This is a genomic window from Pseudomonas sp. yb_2, assembly GCF_043103905.1.
Classification (GTDB): Bacteria; Pseudomonadota; Gammaproteobacteria; order Pseudomonadales; family Pseudomonadaceae; genus Aquipseudomonas; species Aquipseudomonas alloputida.
Genome location: NZ_JBICKH010000036.1, coordinates 20595 through 43498, shown reverse-complemented (window position 1 = coordinate 43498; position 22904 = coordinate 20595). Strand labels below are relative to the sequence as shown.

The following is a 22904-nucleotide window of genomic DNA, read 5'->3' as shown; positions in this document are numbered from 1 at the left end:
GACAGCCGCGCGCCCGGCGCGATCTATGCTTGTAATAGAGGCAGTGTGTGCGGCTGGGCATGGACATGTGCATTTTCTTGACCCTTGAGTCAGAAAAATATTGACCTGCTAGACAGGTCTTGCTTAGAGTCCGCCCAACAACAATAAAACCATTGCGAGGCCTTCCCCGTGATCCAGTTTCTCGTCAACCAGGAGCTGCGTAGTGAGCACGCCCTGGACCCTAACATGACGGTGCTGCAGTACCTGCGCGAGCACCTGGGCAAAACCGGCACCAAGGAGGGCTGCGCCAGTGGAGACTGCGGCGCTTGCACCGTGGTGGTCGGCGAACTGATCCAGGACGACCAGGGTAACGACAGCCTGCGCTACCGCAGCCTCAATTCGTGCCTGACCTTTGTGTCGTCGCTGCACGGCAAGCAACTGATCAGCGTCGAGGGGCTCAAACAACAGGGTCAACTGCACAGCGTTCAGCAAGCGATGGCGGACTGCCACGGATCGCAATGCGGCTTCTGCACGCCCGGCTTCGTCATGTCACTGTTTGCCCTGCAAAAGAACAGCAGCGGCCCCGACCTGCATCAGGCCCAGGAAGCCCTGGCTGGCAACCTGTGCCGCTGCACCGGTTACCGACCGATCCTCGACGCCGCCGAGCAGAGCTGCCGCCAGCCCTGCCGCGACCAGTTCGATACCCAGCAGGCGCAAACCATCAGCCGCCTCAAGGCCATTGCCCCGACCCAGACCGGCGAGCTGAACAGCGGCGACAAGCGCTGCCTGGTGCCGCTGACCGTGGCGGATCTGGCCGACCTGTACAGCTCGCACCCCGAAGCGCGACTGCTGGCCGGTGGTACCGACCTGGCGCTGGAAGTCACCCAGCTCCACAAGACCTTGCCGGTGATGATCTACGTTGGCCATGTGGCAGAACTCAAGCGCATCGAGAAAACCGCCAGCCACCTGGAGATCGGCGCCGCCACGCCACTGACTGACTGCTACGCCGCGCTGAACGAGGAGTACCCTGACTTCGGGGCACTGCTGCACCGCTTCGCCTCGCTGCAGATCCGCAACCAGGGCACCCTCGGCGGCAACATCGGGAACGCCTCGCCAATCGGCGACTCGCCACCCCTGCTGATCGCCCTGGACGCGCAGGTGGTGCTGCGCCAGGGTGAACGCCAACGGGTGATGCCGCTGGAAGACTACTTCATCGACTACCGCATCACGGCTCGCCAGGACAGCGAGTTCATCGAGAAGATCATCGTACCGCGCGCCTCCAGTGACTGGGCGTTCCGCGCCTATAAAGTGTCCAAGCGCCTGGACGATGACATCTCCGCCGTGTGCGCAGCCTTCAACCTGAGCATCGAAGACGGTGTGGTCAGCGGTGTGCGTATCGCCTTCGGCGGCATGGCGGCGATTCCCAAGCGCGCCCGCGCCTGTGAGGCGGCGCTGCGCGGCAAGCCGTGGGACCAGGCTGCCATCGAGCGCGCCTGCCAGGCCCTGGCCGAGGACTTCACCCCGCTCAGCGACTTCCGCGCCAGCAAGGAATACCGCCTGCTGACCGCGCAGAACCTGCTGCGCAAGTATTTCATCGAACAGCAAACACCGTACATCGAAACCCGGGTGACCGCTTATGTCTAACCATCACGTAGCCAAGAGCCAGGCCGAGATGGCCGAACTGTTCAGCCAGGACCTGACCACCGGGGTCGGCCGCAGCGTCAAGCACGACAGCGCCGACAAGCATGTATCGGGGGAGGCTGTGTACATTGACGATCGCCTGGAATTCCCTAACCAGTTGCATGTGTATGCACGTACCGCCGACCGCGCCCATGCGCGCATCCTGCGCATCGACACCACGCCGTGCTATGCCTTCGAGGGTGTGCGTATCGCCATCACCCACGAAGACATCCCCGGCCTGAAGGACATCGGCCCGGTGGTGGCCGGCGACCCGCTGCTGGCCATCGACAAGGTCGAGTTCTTCGGCCAGCCGGTGCTCGCTGTCGCTGCCCGCGATCTTGAAACCGCACGCAAAGCGGCCATGGCCGCCATCGTCGAGTACGAAGACCTGGAACCGGTGCTGGACGTGGTCGAGGCGCTGCGCAAGAAGCACTTCGTGCTCGATAGCCACACCCATCAGCGCGGCGATTCGGCTGCCGCCCTGGCCAGCGCCCCGCATCGCATTCAGGGCACCCTGCACATCGGCGGCCAGGAGCACTTCTACCTGGAAACGCAGATTTCCTCGGTCATGCCTACCGAAGACGGCGGCATGATCGTCTACTGCTCCACACAGAACCCCACCGAAGTGCAGAAACTGGTCGCCGAAGTACTCGACGTGCCGATGAACAAGGTGGTGCTGGACATGCGCCGCATGGGCGGCGGTTTTGGCGGCAAGGAAACCCAGGCCGCCAGCCCGGCATGCTTGTGCGCGGTAATTGCGCGCCTGACCGGCCAGCCAACCAAGATGCGCCTGCCGCGGGTCGAAGACATGACCATGACCGGCAAGCGCCACCCGTTCTACGTCGAGTATGACGTGGGCTTCGACGACAACGGCCGGCTGCACGGTATCAATTTCGACCTGGCTGGCAACTGTGGCTATTCGCCCGACCTGTCCGGTTCGATCGTCGACCGTGCCATGTTCCACTCCGACAACGCTTACTACCTGGGCGATGCCACCGTCCATGGCCACCGCTGCAAGACCAACACCGCCTCCAACACCGCCTACCGCGGCTTTGGCGGCCCACAGGGCATGGTCGCCATCGAGCAGGTGATGGACCATATCGCCCGTCATCTGGGCCGCGACCCGCTGGCCGTGCGCAAGGCCAACTATTACGGCAAGACCGAACGCAACGTCACCCACTACTACCAGACCGTCGAGCACAACATGCTCGAAGAGATGACCGCCGAGCTGGAGGCCAGCAGCGACTACGCCGAGCGACGCGAGTCGATCCGCCGCTTCAACGCCAACAGCCCGATCCTGAAGAAAGGCCTGGCACTGACACCGGTCAAGTTCGGCATTTCGTTCACCGCCACCTTCCTCAACCAGGCCGGTGCACTGATCCATATCTACACCGACGGCAGCATTCACCTGAACCACGGCGGCACCGAAATGGGCCAGGGCCTGAACACCAAGGTGGCCCAGGTGGTGGCGCAGATCTTCCAGGTGGATTTCAGCCGCATCCAGATCACCGCTACCAACACCGACAAGGTGCCTAACACCTCGCCTACGGCTGCTTCCAGCGGCGCCGACCTGAACGGCAAGGCGGCGCAGAACGCCGCCGAAATCCTCAAGAAACGCCTGACCGAGTTTGCCGCACGGCACTATCAGGTGACCGAGGAAGACGTCGAGTTCCGCAACGGCCATGTGCGGGTGCGCGACCAGATCGTCAGCTTCGAGCAACTGGTGCAGCAGGCCTACTTCGCCCAGGTGTCGCTGTCCAGCACCGGGTTCTACCGCACGCCGAAGATCTTCTACGACCGCAGCCAGGCCCGCGGCCGGCCGTTCTACTACTTCGCCTTTGGCGCTGCCTGCGTGGAAGTGATCGTCGACACGCTGACCGGCGAATACAAGATGTTGCGCGCCGACATCCTGCACGACGTGGGCGATTCGCTGAACCCTGCGATCGACATCGGCCAGGTGGAGGGCGGTTTCATCCAGGGCATGGGCTGGCTGACCACCGAAGAGCTGGTGTGGAACGCCAAAGGCAAGCTGATGACCAACGGCCCGGCCAGCTACAAGATCCCGGCTGTGGCCGACATGCCACTGGACCTGCGAGTGAAGCTGGTGGAGAACCGCAAGAACCCGGAAGACACCGTGTTCCACTCCAAGGCCGTGGGCGAGCCCCCGTTCATGCTCGGCATTGCTGCCTGGTGTGCAATCAAGGATGCCGTGGCCAGCCTGGCTGATTACCGCGTGCAGCCGCAGGTGGATGCGCCGGCAACGCCAGAGCGGGTGCTTTGGGGCTGCGAGCAGATGCGCAAGGCAGTGGCTGAAACACAGTCGCGCGAACGGGAACTGGAAACCATCACCCCCTGACAACGCAAGGCCCTTGTAGGAGCGGGTTTACCCGCGAATGCGATATCAGCTCCAGCGCTACATTCGCGGGTAAACCCGCTCCTACAAGGGTCGGCAGCATGGCTTAGAGAGGTTGCATCATGCACCAATGGATCAACGCCCTCGCCGACCACCAGTCCCGTGGCGAAGCTTGCGTGCTGGTGACCATCATCGAAGAGCGCGGCTCTACCCCGCGCAACGCAGGCTCGAAGATGGTGGTCAGCGCCAGCGGCCTGTTCGACACCATCGGCGGCGGCCACCTGGAATACAAGGCGCTGCACATCGCCCGGCAAATGCTCGAAGAGCAGCGCACCACCCCGCACCTGGAGCGCTTCAGCCTCGGTGCCAGCCTGGGCCAGTGTTGCGGCGGCGCCACCGTGCTGCTGTTCGAGCCGATGGCCGCGGTGCAGGCGCAGATCGCCGTGTTCGGCGCGGGCCATGTCGGCAGGGCTCTGGTACCCTTGCTCGCCGCGCTCCCCTGCCGGGTGCGCTGGATCGACTCGCGTGAACAGGAATTCCCCGAACTCATCCCCAATGGGGTGACCAAGGTCGTCAGTGAGGAACCGGTCGACGAAGTCGCGGACCTGCCGCCCGGCAGCTACTGCATCGTCATGACCCACAACCACCAGCTCGACCTGGAACTGACTGCCGCCATTCTCAAGCGCAACGATTTCACCTGGTTCGGCCTGATCGGCTCGAAGACCAAACGGGTCAAGTTCGAGCACCGCCTGCGCGAACGAGGCTTTGACGAGGCCGTGATGGCCCGCATGCGCTGCCCGATGGGCCTGGCCGAGGTCAAAGGCAAGCTGCCCATCGAGATCGCCGTGTCCATCGCCGGTGAAATCATTGCCACTTACAACGCCTGCTTCGGCCAGCACGACGCTGCCGCCAATGCCGGCCCCATTGCCCAGTTGCTGCCGCCCTCCCGGCGCAGCCAAGCCATTTGACGAGTGTGTTATGACCGTTACCCGCAAAGCCTACCGTGCCGCCATCCTGCACAGCATTGCCGACCCGGCCGAGGTGGGCCTGGAGGCTTCCCATGAATACTACGAAGACGGCCTGCTGGTGGTCGACGATGGCCGCATCAGCGCCGTGGGGCACGCCAGTGAACTGCTGCCGACGCTGGATGCCGGCATCCCGGTCGAGCACTACCAGGACGCGCTGATCACCCCGGGCTTCATCGATACCCACATCCACTTCCCGCAGACCGGCATGATCGGTTCCTACGGCGAGCAGCTGCTGGATTGGCTCAATACCTACACCTTCCCCTGCGAAAAACAGTTCGCCGACAAAGGCCACGCCGACCAGGTGGCGAAGATCTTCCTCAAGGAACTGCTGCGCAACGGCACCACCACTGCGCTGGTATTCGGCAGCGTGCACCCAGAGTCGGTGAATGCCCTGTTCGAAGAGGCTGAACGCCTGGACCTGCGCCTGATCGCCGGCAAGGTAATGATGGATCGCAACGCGCCGGACTACCTGACCGACACCGCCGAATCGGGCTATGCCGAAAGCAAGGCACTGATCGAGCGCTGGCATGGCAAGGGCCGCCTGCACTATGCAGTCACCCCGCGCTTCGCCCCAACCAGCACACCGGAACAATTGACCCTGGCCGGCCAATTGCTCAAGGAACACCCCGGCGTGTACATGCACACGCACCTGTCGGAAAACCTCAAGGAAATCGACTGGGTCAAGTCGCTGTTCCCCGAGCAGAAGGGTTATCTGGACGTCTACGATCACTTCGAGCTGCTGGGCGAGCGCTCGGTGTTTGCCCACGGCGTACACCTGTGCGACGAAGAGTGCCAACGCCTGGCCGAAACCGGCTCGGCCGTGGCCTTCTGCCCCACCTCCAACCTGTTCCTCGGCAGCGGCCTGTTCAACCTGCCCCAGGCCGAGCGGTTCGGGGTCAACGTGGGCCTGGGTACCGACGTTGGCGCCGGCACCAGCTTTTCTCTGCTGAACACCCTGAACGAGGCATACAAGGTGATGCAGCTGCAAGGCGCGCGCCTGCATCCGTACAAATCGCTGTACCTGGCCACCCTCGGCGGCGCCCGCGCACTACGCCTGGACGACCGTATCGGTAGCCTGCGCCCGGGCAACGATGCCGACTTCGTGGTGCTGGACTACAAGGCCACGCCACTGCTGGACTACCGCATCCAGCAGTCCAACAGCATCGAAGAAACCTTGTTCGTGCTCACCACCCTGGGCGATGACCGTACCGTCCGTGAAACCTACGCCGCCGGGCGCTGCGTGCACCAGCGTTAAGGTTCTTTCGCCAGGCCCCGATACAGCGCGCCGCCGATAGCAGCACCGATCAGCGGCGCCACCCAGAACAGCCACAGCTGCTGCAGGGCCCAGCCACCGACGAACAAGGCCGGCCCCGTGCTACGCGCGGGGTTGACCGAGGTATTGGTCACCGGGATCGAGATCAGGTGGATCAGGGTCAGGGCCAGGCCGATGGCGATGGGTGCAAAACCTGCCGGCGCGCGGGCGTCGGTCGCCCCCATGATGACCACCAGGAACATCGCCGTCATCACCACTTCACTGACAAAGCCCGCACCCAGCGTATAGCCACCGGGCGAGTGGTCGGCGTAGCCGTTTGAAGCCAACCCCGCAGACAGCTCGAAACCGGCCTTGCCGCTGGCGATGAGGTAGATCACACCGGCCGCCAGGATGGCACCGATCACCTGGGCGATCACATAAGGCAGCAGCTCTTTTGCCGGGAAGCGCCCGCCCACCACCAGCCCAAACGACACGGCAGGGTTTAGATGGCAACCAGAAATATGGCCGATGGCGAAGGCCATGGTCAGTACGGTGAGGCCGAAGGCGAAGGCGACACCGAGCACACCGATGCCGAGAGGGGAACTGGCTGCGAGTACCGCACTGCCACAGCCACCAAGGACCAGCCAGAAGGTGCCGATCAGTTCGGCCCCCATGCGTTTACCCAGGGACATGCTCATGAATCCATTCCTCAAGAAGTTGAACGCAACGAATGCGCAAGCCCAACTGCTTGATGAAGGTTTGCTCACAAGAATTTAGCAGACCTTTGGGTTATGGCCAGTAGTGGCTGGAAGGGCTGCCTTGCAGCCCCTCGATCACGCAGGCAAACGATCAACCCTTGATGGAAACCTTGGTTTTTTTCAACAGATGCGAGAACACGGCATGCAAATCGTCCGAGGCGCTCTCCTCGTCCAGATTCAGCTTGCTGTCGATGTGGTCCATGTGATGCATCATCAGGCTCACCGCCTGCTCGGCATCGCGTGCCTCGATGGCATCGATGAGCTGCATGTGTTCATCGTAAGAGCAGTGGGAGCGGTTGCCGCTTTCGTACTGGGCAATGATCAGCGAAGTCTGCGAGACCAGGCTGCGCTGGAAACTCACCAGCGGCGCATTGCCCGCCGCTTCGGCCAGCTTGAGGTGGAACTCACCGGAAAGGCGGATACCGGCACCCCGGTCACCGCGCGAGAAGCTGTCGCGCTCTTCGCGCACCATCTGCCGCAGCTCGTTGAGCTGCTCGGGGGTGGCATGCTGCACCGCCAGCTCGGTGATGGCGCGTTCGACCATGCGCCGCGAGAAGAACACCTGGCGCGCCTCTTCGACGGTCGGGCTGGCCACCACCGCACCGCGGTTCGGTCGCAGCAGCACCACGCTTTCGTGGGCCAGGCGCGACAAGGCGCGGCGGATGATGGTGCGGCTGACGCCAAAGATCTCGCCCAGCGCTTCCTCGCTCAACTTGGTGCCCGGAGCCAGACGCTGCTCGAGGATCGCCTCGAAAATATGCGCGTAGACGATGTCGTCCTGGGTACCGCTGCGGCCGGCCTTGCCGACTCGTGCAGGTTTCTTCAGAGGTTGCAGCTGTTCGTTCATGGGCTCTCGAGGCACGAAGAGAAAGTATGGCGCCATTGTACACAGGCTGAGGCGATTCCGCAGGGGGCGTTTTACCTATATAGCCGTTGTACGACACATTGCGCACACAAAACATAAAACATTATTTGCTTTATTTGTACACAAAAGCATAATCCACCGAGCAACTTCTTGACCCATAAGTCAACAAACGGTCAGACGTCTGCCTTCCCGCGGAGCCGCCAAGTGCATCGCTCAGGAAACTGGCTCCATAACAACAAGAACGACTTGAGGAGTACTCGCTGTGGAAAGCCGCAAATCCGAAGCCCCTACGCTGGATCTTGCCCCACCGCTCGAAACGAGCTGGCTGGAGCGGATTTTCAAACTCAAGCAACACGGCAGCACCGTCAGAACCGAAATGATCGCTGGGGTGACCACCTTCATCACCATGGCCTACATCATCTTCGTCAACCCCAACATCATGGCCGACGCCGGCATCGACCATGGTGCCGCTTTTGTCGCCACCTGCATCGCCGCCGCGCTGGGCTGCCTGCTGATGGGCCTGTACGCCAACTGGCCGGTGGGCCTGGCGCCGGGCATGGGGCTCAATGCCTTCTTTACCTACACCGTGGTCGGCACCATGGGCTACAACTGGGAAACGGCGCTGGGGGCGGTATTCGTCTCGGGCGTGTTGTTCATGTTCCTGACCTTGTCGAAAGTGCGCGAATGGCTGCTCAACAGCATTCCGGTCAGCCTGCGCCATGCCATGGGGGCCGGCGTCGGATTGTTTCTCGGGCTGATCGGCCTGAAGACTGCAGGCATCATCGTCGACAGCCCCGCCACCCTGATCAAGCTGGGCTCGCTGCATGAGCCGGGGCCGCTGCTGGCGGCCGTGTGCTTCCTGCTGATCGCCATCCTCAGCTACAAGCGGGTATTCGGCGCGATCCTGATCAGCATCATGGGTGTCACCCTGGCCGGCTGGGGCCTGGGCCTGGTCAAGTTTGGCGGGGTGATGTCGATGCCGCCGAGCCTGGCGCCCACCTGGATGGCCATGGACGTGGCTGGCGTGTTCAACGTCAGCATGATCAGCGTGGTGCTGGCGTTCTTGTTCGTGCACATGTTCGACACTGCCGGCACCCTGATGGGCGTCGCGCAACGGGCCAACCTGGTGGCGCCGGACGGGCGGATCGAGAACCTGTCGAAGGCGTTGAAGGCTGACAGTGCCTCGAGTGTGTTCGGCGCGGTGGTCGGTGTACCGCCGGTGACCAGCTATGTGGAGAGTGCTGCGGGGGTTGCCGCAGGTGGCCGAACTGGCCTGACGGCTGTGGTGGTAGGCCTGCTGTTCATCGCCGCGATGTTCTTCGCGCCGCTGGCCGGGATGATTCCGGCCTATGCGACAGCAGGTGCACTGATCTACGTTGCGATGCTGATGATGGGCAGCATGGCGCACATCCATTGGGATGAGGCCACCGACAGCATTCCGGCGATCGTCACAGTGATCATGATGCCGCTGACGTTCTCGGTCGCCGATGGTATTGCCCTGGGCTTCATCAGCTATGTGGCATTGAAGGCGGGTACCGGCAAGTACAAGGAAATCTCGGCCAGCCTGTGGGTGCTGTGCGCGATCTTCATTGCCAAGTTCGTGTTCCTCTGACCGAGGGCGCTTCTACCCCGGGGGTGGACAGTTGGATACAGCCCGTCGTAGGAGCGGGTTCACCCGCGAAAGGGCCGGCCCTGCTGACCAATCCCCACCCGCCGTTCACCGTTGCTGCCGCCACCGTATTCGCGGGTAAACCCGCTCCTACAACGGTGGTGGACAGTTGGATACAGCCCGTCGTAGGAGCGGGTTCACCCGCGAAGAGGCCGGCACAGGCAACGCAAAAAACAGCAGACGAAAAAAAGCCCGCCAGTGTGAGAGCGGGCCAAAGGACCTACGAAGATTCTTCTAGCGACCAACTAGCTTCCACGATAGGTCGAATAGCTGTACGGCGAAATCAGCAGCGGCACGTGGTAGTGCTCCTGCGACTCGTCGATGCCAAAGCGCAGCACGACAACATCCAGAAACGCCTGGGCCGGCAATTGCACGCCACGGGCGCGGTAGTAATCCCCAGCGCTGAACTGCAACTGGTAAACGCCAGTGCGGTAATCGTCCCCCTGCAGCAGCGGCGCGTCGACACGGCCATCGCTGTTGGTCAGGGCGGTGTTCACCAGTTCCAGCTGCTGGCCTTCGACGCGGTACAGCTCGACCTTGATCGAGCTACCCGGGCAGCCATGCGCGGCATCCAGTACGTGTGTGGTCAAACGTCCCATTGCGTGTCGCCTCTTGTTCAATCTGTGGGCAAAAAATACTCAGCCATCGCACCAGCTTAGCGCCTGCGGCAGGCGGGAATGACGTTATTAAGACATTCCATCCAAGGATTGTACACAATTTTTTGATCCCTTCTGTCACACCCTCCATTTGCTGCCCATAAACGACCCATCGGTCGCAAATACACGCACCATAACGATGCCAACCTCATTAGCTGACCAAACAGGCAGGTTTCTTGCGCTGTATTTCCAGGTCGCTGCGAGGCGACAAAAGGGAAGAAATGCGGAAAAACAGGCTTACAAAAGATTTCAGAAGTTGTATACAATCAGCCCATCCGGTGGTGCGACATACCGACGCGGCCCGCCCACCCCCCGCACTAACGCACAAGAAGGAAGACTGCAGTGAGCGCTGATTACCCTCGCGACCTGATCGGTTACGGCAACAACCCTCCTCACCCGCAATGGCCGGGCAACGCCCGCATCGCGCTGTCTTTCGTCCTCAATTACGAGGAAGGTGGCGAACGCAACATCCTGCACGGTGACAAGGAATCCGAAGCCTTCCTGTCCGAGATGGTCGCTGCCCAACCCCTGCAGGGCCAGCGCAACATGAGCATGGAGTCGCTGTATGAATACGGCAGCCGTGCCGGTGTATGGCGCCTGCTGAAGCTGTTCAAGGACAGCGGCGTGCCACTCACCATCTTCGCCGTGGCCATGGCCGCCCAGCGCCACCCCGACGTGATCCGCGCCATGGTCGAAGCCGGCCACGAGATCTGCAGCCATGGCTACCGCTGGATCGACTACCAGAACATGGACGAGGCCCAGGAGCGCGAGCACATGCTCGAAGCCATCCGTATCCTCACCGAACTCACCGGCGAGCGCCCGCTGGGCTGGTACACCGGCCGTACCGGCCCGAACACCCGCCGCCTGGTGATGGAGGAAGGTGGTTTCCTCTATGACAGCGACACCTACGACGACGACCTGCCCTACTGGGAGCCGAACAACCCCACCGGCAAGCCGCACCTGGTGATCCCCTACACCCTGGACACCAACGACATGCGCTTCACCCAGGTACAGGGCTTCAACTGCGGCGAGCAGTTCTTCCAGTACCTGAAAGACGCCTTTGATGTGCTGTACGCCGAAGGCGCCGACGCACCGAAAATGCTTTCCATCGGCCTGCACTGCCGCCTGGTCGGCCGCCCGGCACGCCTGGCTGCACTCAAGCGCTTCGTCGATTACGCAAAAAGTCATGACCAGGTCTGGTTCGCCCGTCGCGTGGATATCGCCCGCCACTGGCACGCCACCCACCCGTACAAGAATGAGAACGCCTGATGACCGCCTTCAATACCCTCAAACCATCCACCCTGGACCGTGACGCCTTCGTCAAGGCCTTCGCCGACATCTACGAGCACTCGCCGTGGGTTGCCGAAAAAGCCTACGACCTGGGCCAACTGGGCGAGCTGGACGAGATCGAGGCGCTGCACCAGCGCATGAGCGACATCCTGCTCAGCGCCAACCACGCCGACCAGCTGGCGCTGATCAACGCTCACCCGGACCTGGCCGGCAAGGCAGCCATCCAGGGCGAGCTGACCGAATCGAGCACCAACGAACAGGCCGGCGCCGGCATTCACCAGTGCACCGCCGAGGAGTTCGCCCGTTTCACCGAGCTGAACGATGCCTATAAAGCCAAGTTTCAGTTCCCGTTCATCATGGCGGTGAAGGGCAGCAACCGGCACCAGATTCTCGCCGCCTTTGAAAAGCGCATCCACAACGATGCCGATGCCGAGTTCAAGGAAGCCCTGGCACAGATCAACCTGATCGCCCTGTTCCGCTTGCTGCAGCTGTAAGCAACAGCCGAACCTTATTCAGAAAACGAACAATAGAAGAGATAACCGCATGCGCACCCTTATGATCGAGCCCTTGACCAAAGAAGCCTTCGCCCAGTTCGGAGACGTGATCGAAACCGACGGCAGCGACCACTTCATGATCAACAACGGCTCGACCATGCGCTTTCACAAGCTCGCCACGGTCGAAACCGCCGAGCCTGAAGACAAGGCGATCATCAGCATCTTCCGCGCCGACGCGCAGGACATGCCGCTGACCGTGCGCATGCTGGAACGCCATCCGCTGGGCAGCCAGGCTTTCATCCCGCTGCTCGGCAACCCCTTTCTGATCGTGGTCGCGCCCGTTGGCGATGCACCTGTATCAGGCTTGGTCCGAGCCTTCCGCAGTAATGGCAGGCAGGGCGTTAATTACCATCGCGGCGTCTGGCACCACCCGGTGCTGACGATCGAAAAGCGGGATGATTTCCTGGTGGTTGATCGCAGTGGTTCTGGCAACAACTGCGATGAGCATTACTTCACCGAGGAACAGATGCTGATCCTCAATCCCCACCAATAAGAAAAGGTCAGTCATCTTCTCGGTGACTGGCAGAGGTACATACTGTGGAAGCACACCTTCACGAATGGCTGAACCTGAGCATTCGCTGGGTTCACATGATCACCGGCGTCGCCTGGATCGGTGCATCGTTCTACTTCGTCTGGCTGGAGAACCACCTGAACCGAAGCAACCCGCGCGATGGGTTGTCAGGTGATCTCTGGGCGATTCACGGCGGTGGTATCTACCACCTGGAGAAATACAAGCTCGCCCCCCCGAAAATGCCCGAGAACCTGCACTGGTTCAAATGGGAAGCCTACTTCACCTGGATGTCCGGTATCGCCCTGCTGTGCGTGGTGTTCTACTGGAACCCGACCCTGTACCTGCTGGCACCTGGCAGCACCCTGAGCGGTGCCGAAGGCGTGGCCATCGGTATCGGTTCGCTGATCGCGGGATGGTTCATCTACGACTTCCTGTGCGACTCGCCCCTGGGCAAGAAGCCAGCGCTGCTCGGTGCTGTGCTGTTCGTGCTGATCATCGCTGCCTGCTGGGGCTTCAGCCTGGTGTTCAGCGGCCGTGGCGCCTACCTGCACACCGGCGCGATCATCGGCACCATCATGGTCGGTAACGTGTTCCGCATCATCATGCCGGCCCAACGCCAGCTGGTGGCGGCGATCGAGAACAACCAGACGCCCGACCCGGTCCTGCCGGCCAAGGGCCTGCTGCGCTCGCGTCACAACAACTACTTCACCCTGCCGGTGCTGTTCATCATGATCAGCAACCATTTCCCGAGCACCTACGGTAGCCAGTACAACTGGCTGATCCTGGCCGGTATCGCAGTAGCCGCGGTTCTGATCCGCCACTACTTCAACACCCGCCACGACAGCAACAAGTACGCCTGGACCCTGCCCGTCGGCGCTCTGGCGATGATCTGCCTGGCTTACGTTACCGGCCCGAAACCGATTGCCGTAAGCCCTGAGCAAGCCGCAGCGAAGATCGAGTACCAGCCGCTGCCGGCAACTGCGGTAGGCGGCAAGACGGCTGCCGAGCAGCGTGCCGAGGACGCCGCCAAGGCTGCCGAAGCACCCGCCGCACCTGCGCAAGCACCGGCCCAGGCCGCTGCCCAGGCCGGAGGTGGCGAATTCGACAAGATCCACAATGTCATCCAGGAACGCTGCACTGTGTGCCACTCGTCCAAGCCGACCAGCCCACTGTTCAGCACCGCCCCTGCCGGCGTGATGTTCGACACTCCACAGCAGATCCAGGCCCAGGCCGCGCGCATTCAGGCGCAAGCGGTTGCCAGCCAGATCATGCCGCTGGGCAACATCACCCAGATGACCACCGAAGAGCGCAAGCTCGTCGGCGACTGGATCGCCAAAGGCGCCCAGGTCAACTGACAGCACCTCGCCAGGCAACCCGCCCCCCAAGGGAATCACCTTCCCCTGCAGGAGCGGGCTTGCCCGCGAAGAGGCCGATAGCCCCAGCCTCAAGCTCCATGTGTTACGCAACAAGCAAGCATCGAGCGCGCAGGCATGAAGCCTGCCGCTTGGATCCGAGAATAAAAACAAAACTCGAGGTGCTGCATGTCCGAGTCACGCAAGGCGTATATCCCCATTGCGCCGCCGCGCGAACCCTTGCCCCTGTTCCAACTGATCCTGGTTGGCCTGCAACACGTTCTGCTGATGTACGGTGGCGCGATCGCCGTGCCGTTGATCATTGGCCAGGCCGCCGGGTTGTCCCGTGAAGAAGTCGCTTTCCTGATCAACGCCGACCTGCTTGTCGCTGGCGTCGCTACCATCATCCAGTCGTTCGGTATCGGCCCGGTGGGCATCCGCATGCCGGTGATGATGGGTGCCAGTTTCGCTGCCGTCGGCAGCATGGTGGCCATGGCCGGCATGCCCGGCGTGGGCCTGCAGGGGATCTTCGGCGCGACCATCGCTGCCGGGTTCTTCGGCATGCTGATCGCGCCGTTCATGTCCAAGGTTGTCCGCTTCTTCCCACCGCTGGTCACCGGTACGGTGATCACCTCGATTGGCCTGTCGCTGTTCCCGGTGGCTGTCAACTGGGCCGGTGGCGGCCATGAAGCAGAAACGTTCGGCTCGCCGATCTACCTGCTGGTGGCCGGCCTGGTACTGGCCGTGATCCTGCTGATCAACCGCTTCATGCGCGGTTTCTGGGTAAACGTGTCGGTACTGGTGGGCATGGGCCTTGGCTACATCCTGGCCGGTTCCATCGGTATGGTCGACCTGTCGGGCCTGAATGAAGCACCGTGGTTGCAGGTGGTCACCCCACTGCACTTCGGCATGCCGACCTTCAGCCTGGCGCCGATTCTGTCCATGTGCCTGGTAGTGGTGATCATCTTCGTCGAGTCCACCGGCATGTTCCTGGCCCTGGGCAAGGTGACTGATCGTGAAGTAACCCCTGGCATGCTGCGTCGCGGCCTGCTGTGCGATGCCGGTGCGTCGTTCATTGCGGGCTTCTTCAACACCTTCACCCACTCCTCGTTCGCCCAGAACATCGGCCTGGTGCAGATGACCGGGGTGCGCTGCCGCTATGTCACCATCGTGGCCGGTGCACTGCTGATCCTGCTCAGCCTGCTGCCCAAGGCGGCCTTCCTGATTGCCTCGATCCCGCCCGCAGTACTGGGCGGCGCGTCCATCGCCATGTTCGGCATGGTCACCGCCACCGGGATCAAGATTCTTCAGGAGGCGGACATCGGCGACCGCCGCAACCAGCTGTTGGTTGCCGTGAGCGTCGGCTTCGGGTTGATCCCCGTGGTGCGTCCGGAGTTCTTTGCCCAGATGCCACAGTGGATGGAGCCCATCACCCACAGCGGTATCGCCATGGCCACGGTCTGTGCCCTGGTGTTGAACGTACTGTTCAACATCCTTGGCGGTGCCGACCGCGCAATGCACAACGACGTCTGTCACCAGCATTGAGCCAAGGGGGGCGGTGCATGGCTGCCCCTCGTTCACCTCTGCAGTAACCGCTACGCCGTCGACCCGCCGGAATGGGTCGCCCGGGGCGCCTGCGCGCCAAAAAAACGCCAACAAAAACAATAAGTCCGGGAATCACAACATGAAGCGCATCACCACGTCCCTGTTGTTGGGCAGCAGCCTGCTGGCCACCCTACCCTCGCACGCAGGCGAATGGCTGCAATGGCACGGCGAAAGCCTGACCTACCTGTACGGCAAGGACTTCAAGGTCAACCCTGATATCCAGCAGACCATCACCTTCGAGCACGCCAACAAATGGAAGTACGGCGACACCTTCATGTTCGTCGACAAGATCTTCTACAACGGCAAGGCCGACCCCGGCAAAGGTGTGACCACCTACTACGGCGAGTTCAGCCCACGCCTGTCATTGGGCAAGATCTTCGACCGCAAGCTTGCCTTCGGTCCGATCAAGGACGTGCTGCTGGCCATGACCTACGAGCGCGGTGAAGGCGACAACGAGGCCTACCTGATCGGCCCCGGCTTCGACTTGAACATCCCCGGCTTCAACTATTTCACCCTCAATTTCTACGTGCGTAACACCGAAGGCAGCCGCCCCGGTGACAACGTCTGGCAGATTACCCCCGGCTGGTCGTACACCCTCCCTGTAGGCCGGTCAGACATTCTGATCGACGGTTACATGGACTGGGTTACCGACAACGACCAAACCCGCCGTGGCACCTATCACGCCAACCTGCACTTCAACCCGCAGGTCAAATACGACCTGGGCAAGGCGCTGAACCTGGGCGCCAAGCAGCTCTACGTCGGCTTTGAATACAGCTACTGGAAAGACAAGTACGGCATTGACAGCCGTGGCAACCTGGACAGCAACCAAAGCGTCGCCAGTGCGCTGATCAAGGTGCACTTCTAGGAAGTTGACCAAACGCACAAGTTTGAATCACCCCGCTCCAGGACGGAGCACTTGAGGCGCGGCGCGCAAGCCAGTAATCTGCGCGCCCCCTCGATCAGGGCAGAACGGATTCTGCCTGCGTTTACTGACCGCTCAGTCAATGAATTCGGGCGGTTGGCCAACGTGTTGCCAGCCTGAAATACCCTTTTCATCCGTTCAGAACGAAGTCGAGCAGGAAGGTTTTGCCAACCCGGAAAAGTTGGCCCAACCCTTGCCAAACAGCTGTGGCCTATCGAAAAAAGCTGACTCAAAAGACAAAAAAAGCGCCGACACCGAGCGCTGACAACAGATCAATCAAGGGAGCGACACTCGCAATGCGTACTATCAAGAGCCTGATCCTCGCCGGCGGCCTGCTGGCCTGCGGCACCACCTTCGGCGGCGACCTGCTGCAATGGCAGAACAACAGCCTGACCTACCTGTGGGGCAAGAACTTCAAGGTCAACCCGGCGATTCAGCAAACCGTCACCTTCGAGCACGCCGATGGCTGGAAGTATGGCGACAACTTCATTTTCGTCGACAAGATCTTCTACCAGGGCCAGAAAGACGCCGGCAACGGCCCGAACACCTACTACGGTGAGATCAGCCCACGCCTGTCGTTCGGCAAGATTTTCGACCAGAAGATCGAGTTTGGCCCGGTCAAGGACGTGCTGCTGGCAATGACCTACGAGTTTGGCGAGGGTGACACCGAGTCCTACCTGATCGGCCCGGGCTTCGACCTGGCCATCCCGGGCTTCGACTACTTCCAGCTGAACTTCTACAACCGCACCACCGACGGCAGCCGCGCCGGTGACAACGTGTGGCAGATCACCCCGGTGTGGTCGTACACCATTCCGGTCGGCGATTCCGACGTGCTGATCGACGGTTTCATGGACTGGGTGGTGGACAACGACGAGAACCGCCGCGGCACCTACCAGGCCAACCTGCACTTCAACCCGCAGATCAAGTACGACCTGGGCAAGGCATTGCACCTGGGTGAGAAACAGCTGTACGTGGGTGTGGAGTATGACTACTGGAAGAACAAGTACGGCATCAAGGACAGCGATGCCTTCACTACCGACCAGAACACCATGAGCTTCTTGGTCAAGGTTCACTTCTGACCTGAGTTAGCGGGGCCGCTTTGCGGCCCATTCGCGGGTAAACCCGCTCCTACAGGGGACGCGCCGGGTGCGAGGCAAACGCGGTACCTGGTAGGAGCGGGTTCACGCGCGAACCGGGGCAAAGCGCCTCAATTGGCCGGCCGAACCGCCCGCCACAATTTCCCCGCAACGCTTACCACCGCCAGCACCACAGCACCTGCGAGGACTCCGACCCCGCCGTTGAGCAACGCACTGGTCAGCGCCCCACCACGCCCTTCGCTGAACGCCTCGATGGCATGATGCAGCGGCTCGATGCCATGCACCAGGATCCCACCGCCAACCAGGAACATCGCCGCAGTACCAATCACCGACAGGCTTTTCATCATGTACGGCGCCGCCCGCAGGATGCCGTTACCCACTGCCTGAGTCAGCCTTGAGGTTTTGCGGGCCATCCACAGCCCAAGGTCGTCGAGCTTGACGATCCCGCCTACCAACCCATACACACCAATGGTCATCACCACCGCAATGCCGGAAAGCACGATGATCTGCTGGGTCAGCGGCGAGTCAGCCACGATACCCAAGGTAATGGCGATGATTTCCGCCGACAGGATGAAGTCGGTACGCACCGCCCCCTTGATCTTGGCTTTTTCAAAAGCCACCAGGTCAACGCTGGGATCGGCAACGGCCTCCTTGCGCGCCTCGTGCTGTGCCTCATCCTCTTCCTTGCTGTGCAAGAACTTGTGCGCCAGCTTCTCGAAACCCTCGAAGCACAGGAACGCGCCACCCAGCATCAACAATGGCGTAACCGCCCACGGTATGAACGCACTGATCAGCAGCGCGGCCGGTACCAGGATCGCCTTGTTGACGAACGACCCCTTGGCCACCGCCCAGACGACCGGAAGTTCGCGATCGGCACGCACGCCGGTGACCTGCTGGGCATTCAGCGCCAGGTCATCACCCAGCACGCCCGCGGTTTTTTTTGCCGCCACCTTGGTCATCAGAGAGACGTCATCCAGCAGCGTGGCGATGTCGTCGATCAGTACCAGTAGACTGCTTCCTGCCATGTTTGCTTGTATCCAAATAAGTCAATGTGCCGGATTCTAGCCCAAAGCCGCTGCCTTGAGCGCCCGTCGAGGCCGGTGCTACCATGCCCGATCCCTCTTAGAGGTGGCCAGACACGAGGAAGATCCCTGACCATGAGCACCATTCGCGAGCGCAACAAGGAATTGATCCTGCGCGCGGCCAGCGAGGAATTCGCCGACAAGGGCTTCGCCGCCACCAAGACCAGCGATATCGCGGCCAAGGCCGGCCTGCCCAAGCCGAACGTGTATTACTACTTCAAGTCCAAGGACAATCTCTACCGCGAGGTCCTTGAAAGCATCATCGCGCCGATCATGCAGGCATCCACGCCGTTCAATGCAGACGGCGACCCGAAGGAAGTGCTGAGTGCGTACATTCGTTCGAAGATTCGCATTTCGCGTGATCTGCCCCATGCGTCCAAGGTGTTCGCCAGCGAGATCATGCATGGCGCGCCGCACCTGTCTCCGAACCAGGTCGAGCAGTTGAACGAACAGGCCCGACACAACATCGAGTGCATCCAGCGCTGGATCGACCGCGGGCAGATCGCCCATGTGGACGCGCATCACCTGATGTTCAGCATCTGGGCAGCGACCCAGACCTATGCCGACTTCGACTGGCAGATTTCTGCGGTGACCGGTAAGGCCAAGCTGGCCGACAGTGATTATGACGCGGCGGCCGAGACCATCATTCGTATGGTCTTGAAAGGTTGTGAGCCTGAGGCAGCCTGAACCATCTCGAAGGGCCATTCGCGGGCAAGCCCGCTCCCACAGGATCACCACATGCCTGAAGGTTGTGGAGTCCCTGTGGGAGCGGGCTTGCCCGCGAATGGGCCAGAACAGGCAATAGAGATTTAGGCCGCTACCCCGGCATCTGCCCGCAGCCCCACCTCCTCGATCGCACTGATCGCACACTGCTCGTCGATATCCGACGTATCGCCGCTGATCCCCACGGCACCCAGCACCTTGCCGTCCTGATCACGAATCAGCACCCCACCCGGCGCCGGCACCACCGGCCGCTCACCCATCCCGTTCAACGCGGCAAAAAAAGCCGGCCGCTGCTGCGCATCCAGCGCCAGCAAGCGCGAGCCCTTGCCCAGGGCAATCGCACCCCAGGCTTTGCCAGTGGCCACTTCAGGCCGAATCAGGCTAGCGCCATCCTCGCGCTGCAGCGCCAGCAGGTGCCCGCCGGCATCCAGCACCGCCACGGTCAGCGGCGCGGCATTGATCTTGCGGCCCGCCACCAGCGCGGCATTCACCAGGCTGACGGCGACTTTCAGGTTAAGAACGTTCATGGAAAGGTCCTCTTCTTGTTGTGAGAAGCCCTAAGGGCAGTTGAAAACCGATCGAACAAATAGAACACAACGAGAGATATTTTTGTATACAATATTTTGAAACGATCGTATGCGATGGCGCAAACCCTCGTTTTCACGGGCGCTCTGACGAAAGCCAGCTTAGCCGATGAAAACCCATTGACCTAAGCCGCCAGGCGTGAATACACTCTGTCGCAAAGCAAGTTGTATACAATTACAAAATCGATGAGGCACAAACCATGAGCAAAATGAGAGCAATCGATGCAGCCGTTCTGGTCATGCGCCGTGAAGGTGTAGATACCGCGTTCGGCATCCCGGGGGCTGCCATCAACCCGTTGTATTCGGCCCTGAAGAAAGTCGGTGGCATCGATCACGTCCTCGCTCGTCACGTCGAAGGTGCCTCGCACATGGCCGAGGGCTACACCCGCGCCAACCCGGGCAACATCGGTGTGTGCATCGGCACTTCCGGCCCTGCCGGCACCGACATGGTCACCGGCCTGTACAGTGCCTCGGCCGACTCCATCCCGATTCTGTGCATCACTGGCCAGGCGCCACGTGCCCGCCTGCACAAGGAAGACTTCCAGGCTGTCGACATCACCAACATCGTCAAGCCAGTAACCAAGTGGGCGACCACCGTTCTGGAGCCAGGCCAGGTGCCTTACGCCTTCCAGAAGGCCTTCTATGAAATGCGTACCGGCCGCCCAGGCCCGGTGCTGATCGACCTGCCGTTCGACGTGCAGATGGCCGAAATCGAATTCGACATCGACGCCTACGAACCGCTGCCCGTGCACAAACCGTCCGCCACACGCGTACAGGCCGAAAAAGCCCTGGCCCTGCTCAATGACGCCGAGCGCCCACTGCTGGTAGCCGGTGGCGGCATCATCAACGCCGACGCCAGTGACAAGCTGGTCGAATTCGCCGAACTGACCGGCGTACCCGTGATCCCGACCCTGATGGGCTGGGGCACCATCCCGGACGACCACGCACAGATGGTCGGCATGGTCGGCCTGCAGACCTCGCACCGCTATGGCAACGCAACCCTGCTGAAATCCGACCTGGTGTTCGGTATCGGTAACCGCTGGGCCAACCGCCACACCGGTTCCGTCGATGTCTACACCGAAGGCCGCAAGTTCGTGCACGTCGACATCGAACCGACCCAGATCGGCCGCGTGTTCACCCCGGACCTGGGCATCGTTTCCGATGCTGGCAAGGCACTGGACGTGTTCCTGGAAGTGGCCCGCGAGTGGAAAGCCGCCGGCAAGCTCAAATGCCGCAAGGCCTGGCTGGAAGAGTGCCAGGAGCGCAAGTCGAGCCTGCAGCGCAAGACCCACTTCGACAACGTGCCGGTCAAGCCGCAGCGCGTCTACGAAGAAATGAACCAGGTATTCGGCAAGGACACCTGCTACGTCAGCACCATCGGCCTGTCGCAGATTGCCGGCGCGCAGTTCCTGCATGTGTACAAGCCTCGCCACTGGATCAACTGCGGCCAGGCCGGCCCGCTGGGCTGGACCATCCCTGCTGCGCTGGGCGTGGTCAAAGCCGATCCGAAGCGCAAGGTTGTGGCGCTGTCGGGTGACTACGACTTCCAGTTCATGATCGAAGAACTGGCGGTAGGCGCACAGTTCAACCTGCCGTACGTCCACGTACTGGTGAACAACGCCTACCTGGGCCTGATCCGCCAGGCGCAGCGTGGCTTCGACATGGATTACTGTGTACAACTGGCGTTCGAGAACATCAACTCGACCGACGCTGCCACCTACGGTGTCGACCACGTCGCTGTGGTCGAAGGCCTGGGTTGCAAGGCCATCCGTGTGTTCGAGCCAGCAGAAATCGCCCCTGCCCTGATCAAGGCACAGAAGATGGCCGAAGAGTTCCGCGTGCCGGTGGTGGTTGAAGTGATTCTCGAGCGTGTGACCAACATTTCCATGGGCACCGAGATCAACGCGGTCAACGAATTCGAAGACCTGGCCCTGGTCGGCAACGACGCGCCAACCGCCATCTCGCTGCTGGACTGATCGCCTGACGCCCCCAGGCACGCCCTGGGGGCCTTCATCGCAAGGAGACAACTCATGCCTCGCTTCGCTGCCAACCTGTCCATGCTGTTCACCGAACAGGACTTCCTGGCCCGCTTCAAGGCTGCCGCCGATGCTGGTTTCAGCGGCGTCGAATACCTGTTCCCGTACGACTTCAGCGCTGCCGACATCAAGCAGCAGCTGGAGGCCAACGGCCTGACCCAGGTGCTGTTCAACCTGCCGGCCGGCGACTGGGCCAAAGGTGAGCGCGGTATCACCTGCCACCCCGACCGCATCGAAGAGTTCCGTGCCGGTGTCGACAAGGCCATCGAGTACGCCAAGGTGCTGGGCAATACTCAGGTCAACGCCCTGGCCGGCATCCGCCCACAAGGCCCGGACTGCGCCACCGTGCGTAAGACCTTCGTCGAGAACCTGCGCTACGCCGCTGACAAGCTCAAGGGCGCCGGGATCCGCCTGGTCATGGAAATGATCAACACCCGCGACATCCCCGGCTTCTACCTGAACACCACCCAGCAGGCCCTGGAAATCCAGGCCGAAGTGGGCAGCGACAACCTGTTCCTGCAATACGACATCTACCACATGCAGATCATGGAAGGTGACCTGGCTCGCACCATGGAAGCCAACCTGAAGCTGATCAACCACATCCAGCTGGCCGACAACCCAGGCCGCAATGAACCAGGCACCGGCGAGATCAACTACCGCTTCCTGTTCGAACACCTGGACCGCATTGGCTACCAGGGCTGGGTGGGCGCGGAGTACAAGCCGCTGACCACCACCGAAGCGGGCCTGGGCTGGCTGAAAACCCACAACGCAATCTGAGGAACAACTCGGGACCCTGTGGGAGCGGGCTCGCCCGCGAACACCGGCAAAGCCGGTGCCATCCACCGAGTTGTCTGCTTCGCGGGCGAGCCCGCTCCCACAGGGGGCCAAAGCTTGCTTGAGATATCACA

20 protein-coding genes are annotated in these 22904 nt (G+C 61.6%); 15 read left to right on the top strand and 5 right to left on the bottom strand.

The window, feature by feature from the left end:
* Positions 1-168: 168 nt before the first annotated feature.
* The 4 genes from xdhA (at position 169) to guaD (ending at position 6295) form a co-directional block, all read left to right on the top strand.
* Positions 169-1623, top strand: a complete 1455-nt coding sequence (gene xdhA, locus ACF8FB_RS09090; protein ID WP_392511236.1) for a xanthine dehydrogenase small subunit — start codon at positions 169-171, stop codon at positions 1621-1623.
* Positions 1616-4015, top strand: a complete 2400-nt coding sequence (xdhB, locus tag ACF8FB_RS09085; protein WP_392511235.1) for a xanthine dehydrogenase molybdopterin binding subunit — start codon at positions 1616-1618, stop codon at positions 4013-4015. Before xdhA ends, xdhB begins: the two co-directional genes overlap by 8 nt.
* Before the next feature lie 119 nt (positions 4016-4134).
* A complete protein-coding gene (xdhC, locus tag ACF8FB_RS09080; RefSeq protein ID WP_010955025.1) occupies positions 4135-4980 on the top strand; it encodes a xanthine dehydrogenase accessory protein XdhC in 846 nt (281 codons plus the stop codon).
* Positions 4981-4990: 10 nt separating this feature from the next.
* Positions 4991-6295, top strand: coding sequence for a guanine deaminase (guaD, locus tag ACF8FB_RS09075; protein ID WP_010955026.1), 1305 nt, complete (start codon positions 4991-4993; stop codon positions 6293-6295).
* Here the strand turns inward: guaD and aqpZ are convergent.
* Both aqpZ and ACF8FB_RS09065 read right to left on the bottom strand, forming a co-directional pair.
* Positions 6292-6990 carry an aquaporin Z gene (aqpZ, locus tag ACF8FB_RS09070; protein ID WP_014590205.1) on the bottom strand — a complete coding sequence of 233 codons (699 nt, stop codon included), beginning with the start codon at positions 6988-6990 and terminating at the stop codon, positions 6292-6294. The two genes, guaD and aqpZ, sit on opposite strands and share 4 nt — an antisense overlap.
* 151 nt (positions 6991-7141) lie before the next feature.
* The gene (locus ACF8FB_RS09065; RefSeq protein ID WP_392510458.1) at positions 7142-7897 is read right to left on the bottom strand and encodes a GntR family transcriptional regulator; all 756 of its coding nucleotides are present in this window, start codon (positions 7895-7897) and stop codon (positions 7142-7144) included.
* Between the two features lie 280 nt (positions 7898-8177).
* On the opposite strand from ACF8FB_RS09065, the gene ACF8FB_RS09060 reads away from it, so the two are divergent.
* Entirely contained in the window at positions 8178-9527 is a 1350-nt protein-coding gene (locus ACF8FB_RS09060) for an NCS2 family permease (RefSeq protein ID WP_010955029.1), read from the top strand.
* Between the two features lie 302 nt (positions 9528-9829).
* Here ACF8FB_RS09060 and uraH read toward each other — a convergent pair whose 3' ends face one another.
* Positions 9830-10183, bottom strand: coding sequence for a hydroxyisourate hydrolase (uraH, locus tag ACF8FB_RS09055; protein ID WP_003254328.1), 354 nt, complete (start codon positions 10181-10183; stop codon positions 9830-9832).
* Between the two features lie 399 nt (positions 10184-10582).
* Between uraH and puuE the strand changes: the two genes are divergently transcribed.
* The 7 genes from puuE to ACF8FB_RS09020 all read left to right on the top strand — a co-directional run bounded on the left by puuE (position 10583) and on the right by ACF8FB_RS09020 (position 17553).
* A complete protein-coding gene (gene puuE / locus ACF8FB_RS09050; protein ID WP_010955030.1) occupies positions 10583-11509 on the top strand; it encodes an allantoinase PuuE in 927 nt (308 codons plus the stop codon).
* Positions 11509-12024 (top strand): 2-oxo-4-hydroxy-4-carboxy-5-ureidoimidazoline decarboxylase, encoded by a 516-nt coding sequence (gene uraD, locus ACF8FB_RS09045; RefSeq protein WP_010955031.1) that lies wholly within the window; start codon positions 11509-11511, stop codon positions 12022-12024. Before puuE ends, uraD begins: the two co-directional genes overlap by 1 nt.
* Positions 12025-12073: 49 nt before the next feature.
* Complete coding sequence (locus tag ACF8FB_RS09040; RefSeq protein WP_003254333.1) at positions 12074-12577, top strand: ureidoglycolate lyase; 504 nt, start codon at positions 12074-12076, stop codon at positions 12575-12577.
* 44 nt (positions 12578-12621) lie between these two features.
* Positions 12622-13950: a urate hydroxylase PuuD gene (locus ACF8FB_RS09035; protein WP_392511234.1), complete on the top strand. Its 1329-nt coding sequence runs from the start codon at positions 12622-12624 to the stop codon at positions 13948-13950.
* 186 nt (positions 13951-14136) lie between these two features.
* Positions 14137-15492 (top strand): nucleobase:cation symporter-2 family protein, encoded by a 1356-nt coding sequence (locus tag ACF8FB_RS09030; protein WP_010955033.1) that lies wholly within the window; start codon positions 14137-14139, stop codon positions 15490-15492.
* A 139-nt stretch (positions 15493-15631) separates the two neighbouring features.
* On the top strand, positions 15632-16417 hold the full coding sequence (locus ACF8FB_RS09025; RefSeq protein WP_003254337.1) for an outer membrane protein OmpK: 786 nt from the start codon (positions 15632-15634) through the stop codon (positions 16415-16417).
* A 353-nt stretch (positions 16418-16770) separates the two neighbouring features.
* Positions 16771-17553 carry an outer membrane protein OmpK gene (locus tag ACF8FB_RS09020; protein WP_003254339.1) on the top strand — a complete coding sequence of 261 codons (783 nt, stop codon included), beginning with the start codon at positions 16771-16773 and terminating at the stop codon, positions 17551-17553.
* A gap of 128 nt (positions 17554-17681) precedes the next feature.
* On the opposite strand, the gene ACF8FB_RS09015 is transcribed toward ACF8FB_RS09020, so the two are convergent.
* On the bottom strand, positions 17682-18596 hold the full coding sequence (locus ACF8FB_RS09015) for a DUF808 domain-containing protein (RefSeq protein ID WP_350298135.1): 915 nt from the start codon (positions 18594-18596) through the stop codon (positions 17682-17684).
* 132 nt (positions 18597-18728) lie between these two features.
* On the opposite strand from ACF8FB_RS09015, the gene ACF8FB_RS09010 reads away from it, so the two are divergent.
* Complete coding sequence (locus ACF8FB_RS09010; RefSeq protein WP_010955036.1) at positions 18729-19340, top strand: TetR/AcrR family transcriptional regulator; 612 nt, start codon at positions 18729-18731, stop codon at positions 19338-19340.
* A 122-nt stretch (positions 19341-19462) separates the two neighbouring features.
* Here the strand turns inward: ACF8FB_RS09010 and ACF8FB_RS09005 are convergent, their stop codons facing one another.
* The gene (locus ACF8FB_RS09005; RefSeq protein ID WP_010955037.1) at positions 19463-19903 is read right to left on the bottom strand and encodes a heme-binding protein; all 441 of its coding nucleotides are present in this window, start codon (positions 19901-19903) and stop codon (positions 19463-19465) included.
* A 257-nt stretch (positions 19904-20160) separates the two neighbouring features.
* Between ACF8FB_RS09005 and gcl the strand changes: the two genes are divergently transcribed.
* Together gcl and hyi are read left to right on the top strand one after the other, a co-directional pair.
* The gene (gene gcl / locus ACF8FB_RS09000; protein WP_010955038.1) at positions 20161-21936 is read left to right on the top strand and encodes a glyoxylate carboligase; all 1776 of its coding nucleotides are present in this window, start codon (positions 20161-20163) and stop codon (positions 21934-21936) included.
* 54 nt (positions 21937-21990) lie between these two features.
* Positions 21991-22773: a hydroxypyruvate isomerase gene (gene hyi / locus ACF8FB_RS08995; protein WP_010955039.1), complete on the top strand. Its 783-nt coding sequence runs from the start codon at positions 21991-21993 to the stop codon at positions 22771-22773.
* Positions 22774-22904 lie beyond the last annotated feature (131 nt).

Excerpts from the sequence above, each read along its gene's own strand:
- ACF8FB_RS09005 (WP_010955037.1), bottom strand. The coding sequence starts at position 19,903 with ATGAACGTTCTTAACCTGAAAGTCGCCGTCAGCCTGGTGAATGCCGCG.
- ACF8FB_RS09020 (WP_003254339.1), top strand. The coding sequence starts at position 16,771 with ATGCGTACTATCAAGAGCCTGATCCTCGCCGGCGGCCTGCTGGCCTGC.
- guaD (WP_010955026.1), top strand. The coding sequence starts at position 4,991 with ATGACCGTTACCCGCAAAGCCTACCGTGCCGCCATCCTGCACAGCATT.
- xdhB (WP_392511235.1), top strand. The coding sequence starts at position 1,616 with ATGTCTAACCATCACGTAGCCAAGAGCCAGGCCGAGATGGCCGAACTG.
- ACF8FB_RS09040 (WP_003254333.1), top strand. The coding sequence starts at position 12,074 with ATGCGCACCCTTATGATCGAGCCCTTGACCAAAGAAGCCTTCGCCCAG.
- ACF8FB_RS09065 (WP_392510458.1), bottom strand. The coding sequence starts at position 7,897 with ATGAACGAACAGCTGCAACCTCTGAAGAAACCTGCACGAGTCGGCAAG.
- aqpZ (WP_014590205.1), bottom strand. The coding sequence starts at position 6,990 with ATGAGCATGTCCCTGGGTAAACGCATGGGGGCCGAACTGATCGGCACC.
- ACF8FB_RS09025 (WP_003254337.1), top strand. The coding sequence starts at position 15,632 with ATGAAGCGCATCACCACGTCCCTGTTGTTGGGCAGCAGCCTGCTGGCC.
- uraH (WP_003254328.1), bottom strand. The coding sequence starts at position 10,183 with ATGGGACGTTTGACCACACACGTACTGGATGCCGCGCATGGCTGCCCG.
- hyi (WP_010955039.1), top strand. The coding sequence starts at position 21,991 with ATGCCTCGCTTCGCTGCCAACCTGTCCATGCTGTTCACCGAACAGGAC.
- uraD (WP_010955031.1), top strand. The coding sequence starts at position 11,509 with ATGACCGCCTTCAATACCCTCAAACCATCCACCCTGGACCGTGACGCC.
- ACF8FB_RS09010 (WP_010955036.1), top strand. The coding sequence starts at position 18,729 with ATGAGCACCATTCGCGAGCGCAACAAGGAATTGATCCTGCGCGCGGCC.
- gcl (WP_010955038.1), top strand. The coding sequence starts at position 20,161 with ATGAGCAAAATGAGAGCAATCGATGCAGCCGTTCTGGTCATGCGCCGT.
- xdhC (WP_010955025.1), top strand. The coding sequence starts at position 4,135 with ATGCACCAATGGATCAACGCCCTCGCCGACCACCAGTCCCGTGGCGAA.
- ACF8FB_RS09015 (WP_350298135.1), bottom strand. The coding sequence starts at position 18,596 with ATGGCAGGAAGCAGTCTACTGGTACTGATCGACGACATCGCCACGCTG.
- ACF8FB_RS09030 (WP_010955033.1), top strand. The coding sequence starts at position 14,137 with ATGTCCGAGTCACGCAAGGCGTATATCCCCATTGCGCCGCCGCGCGAA.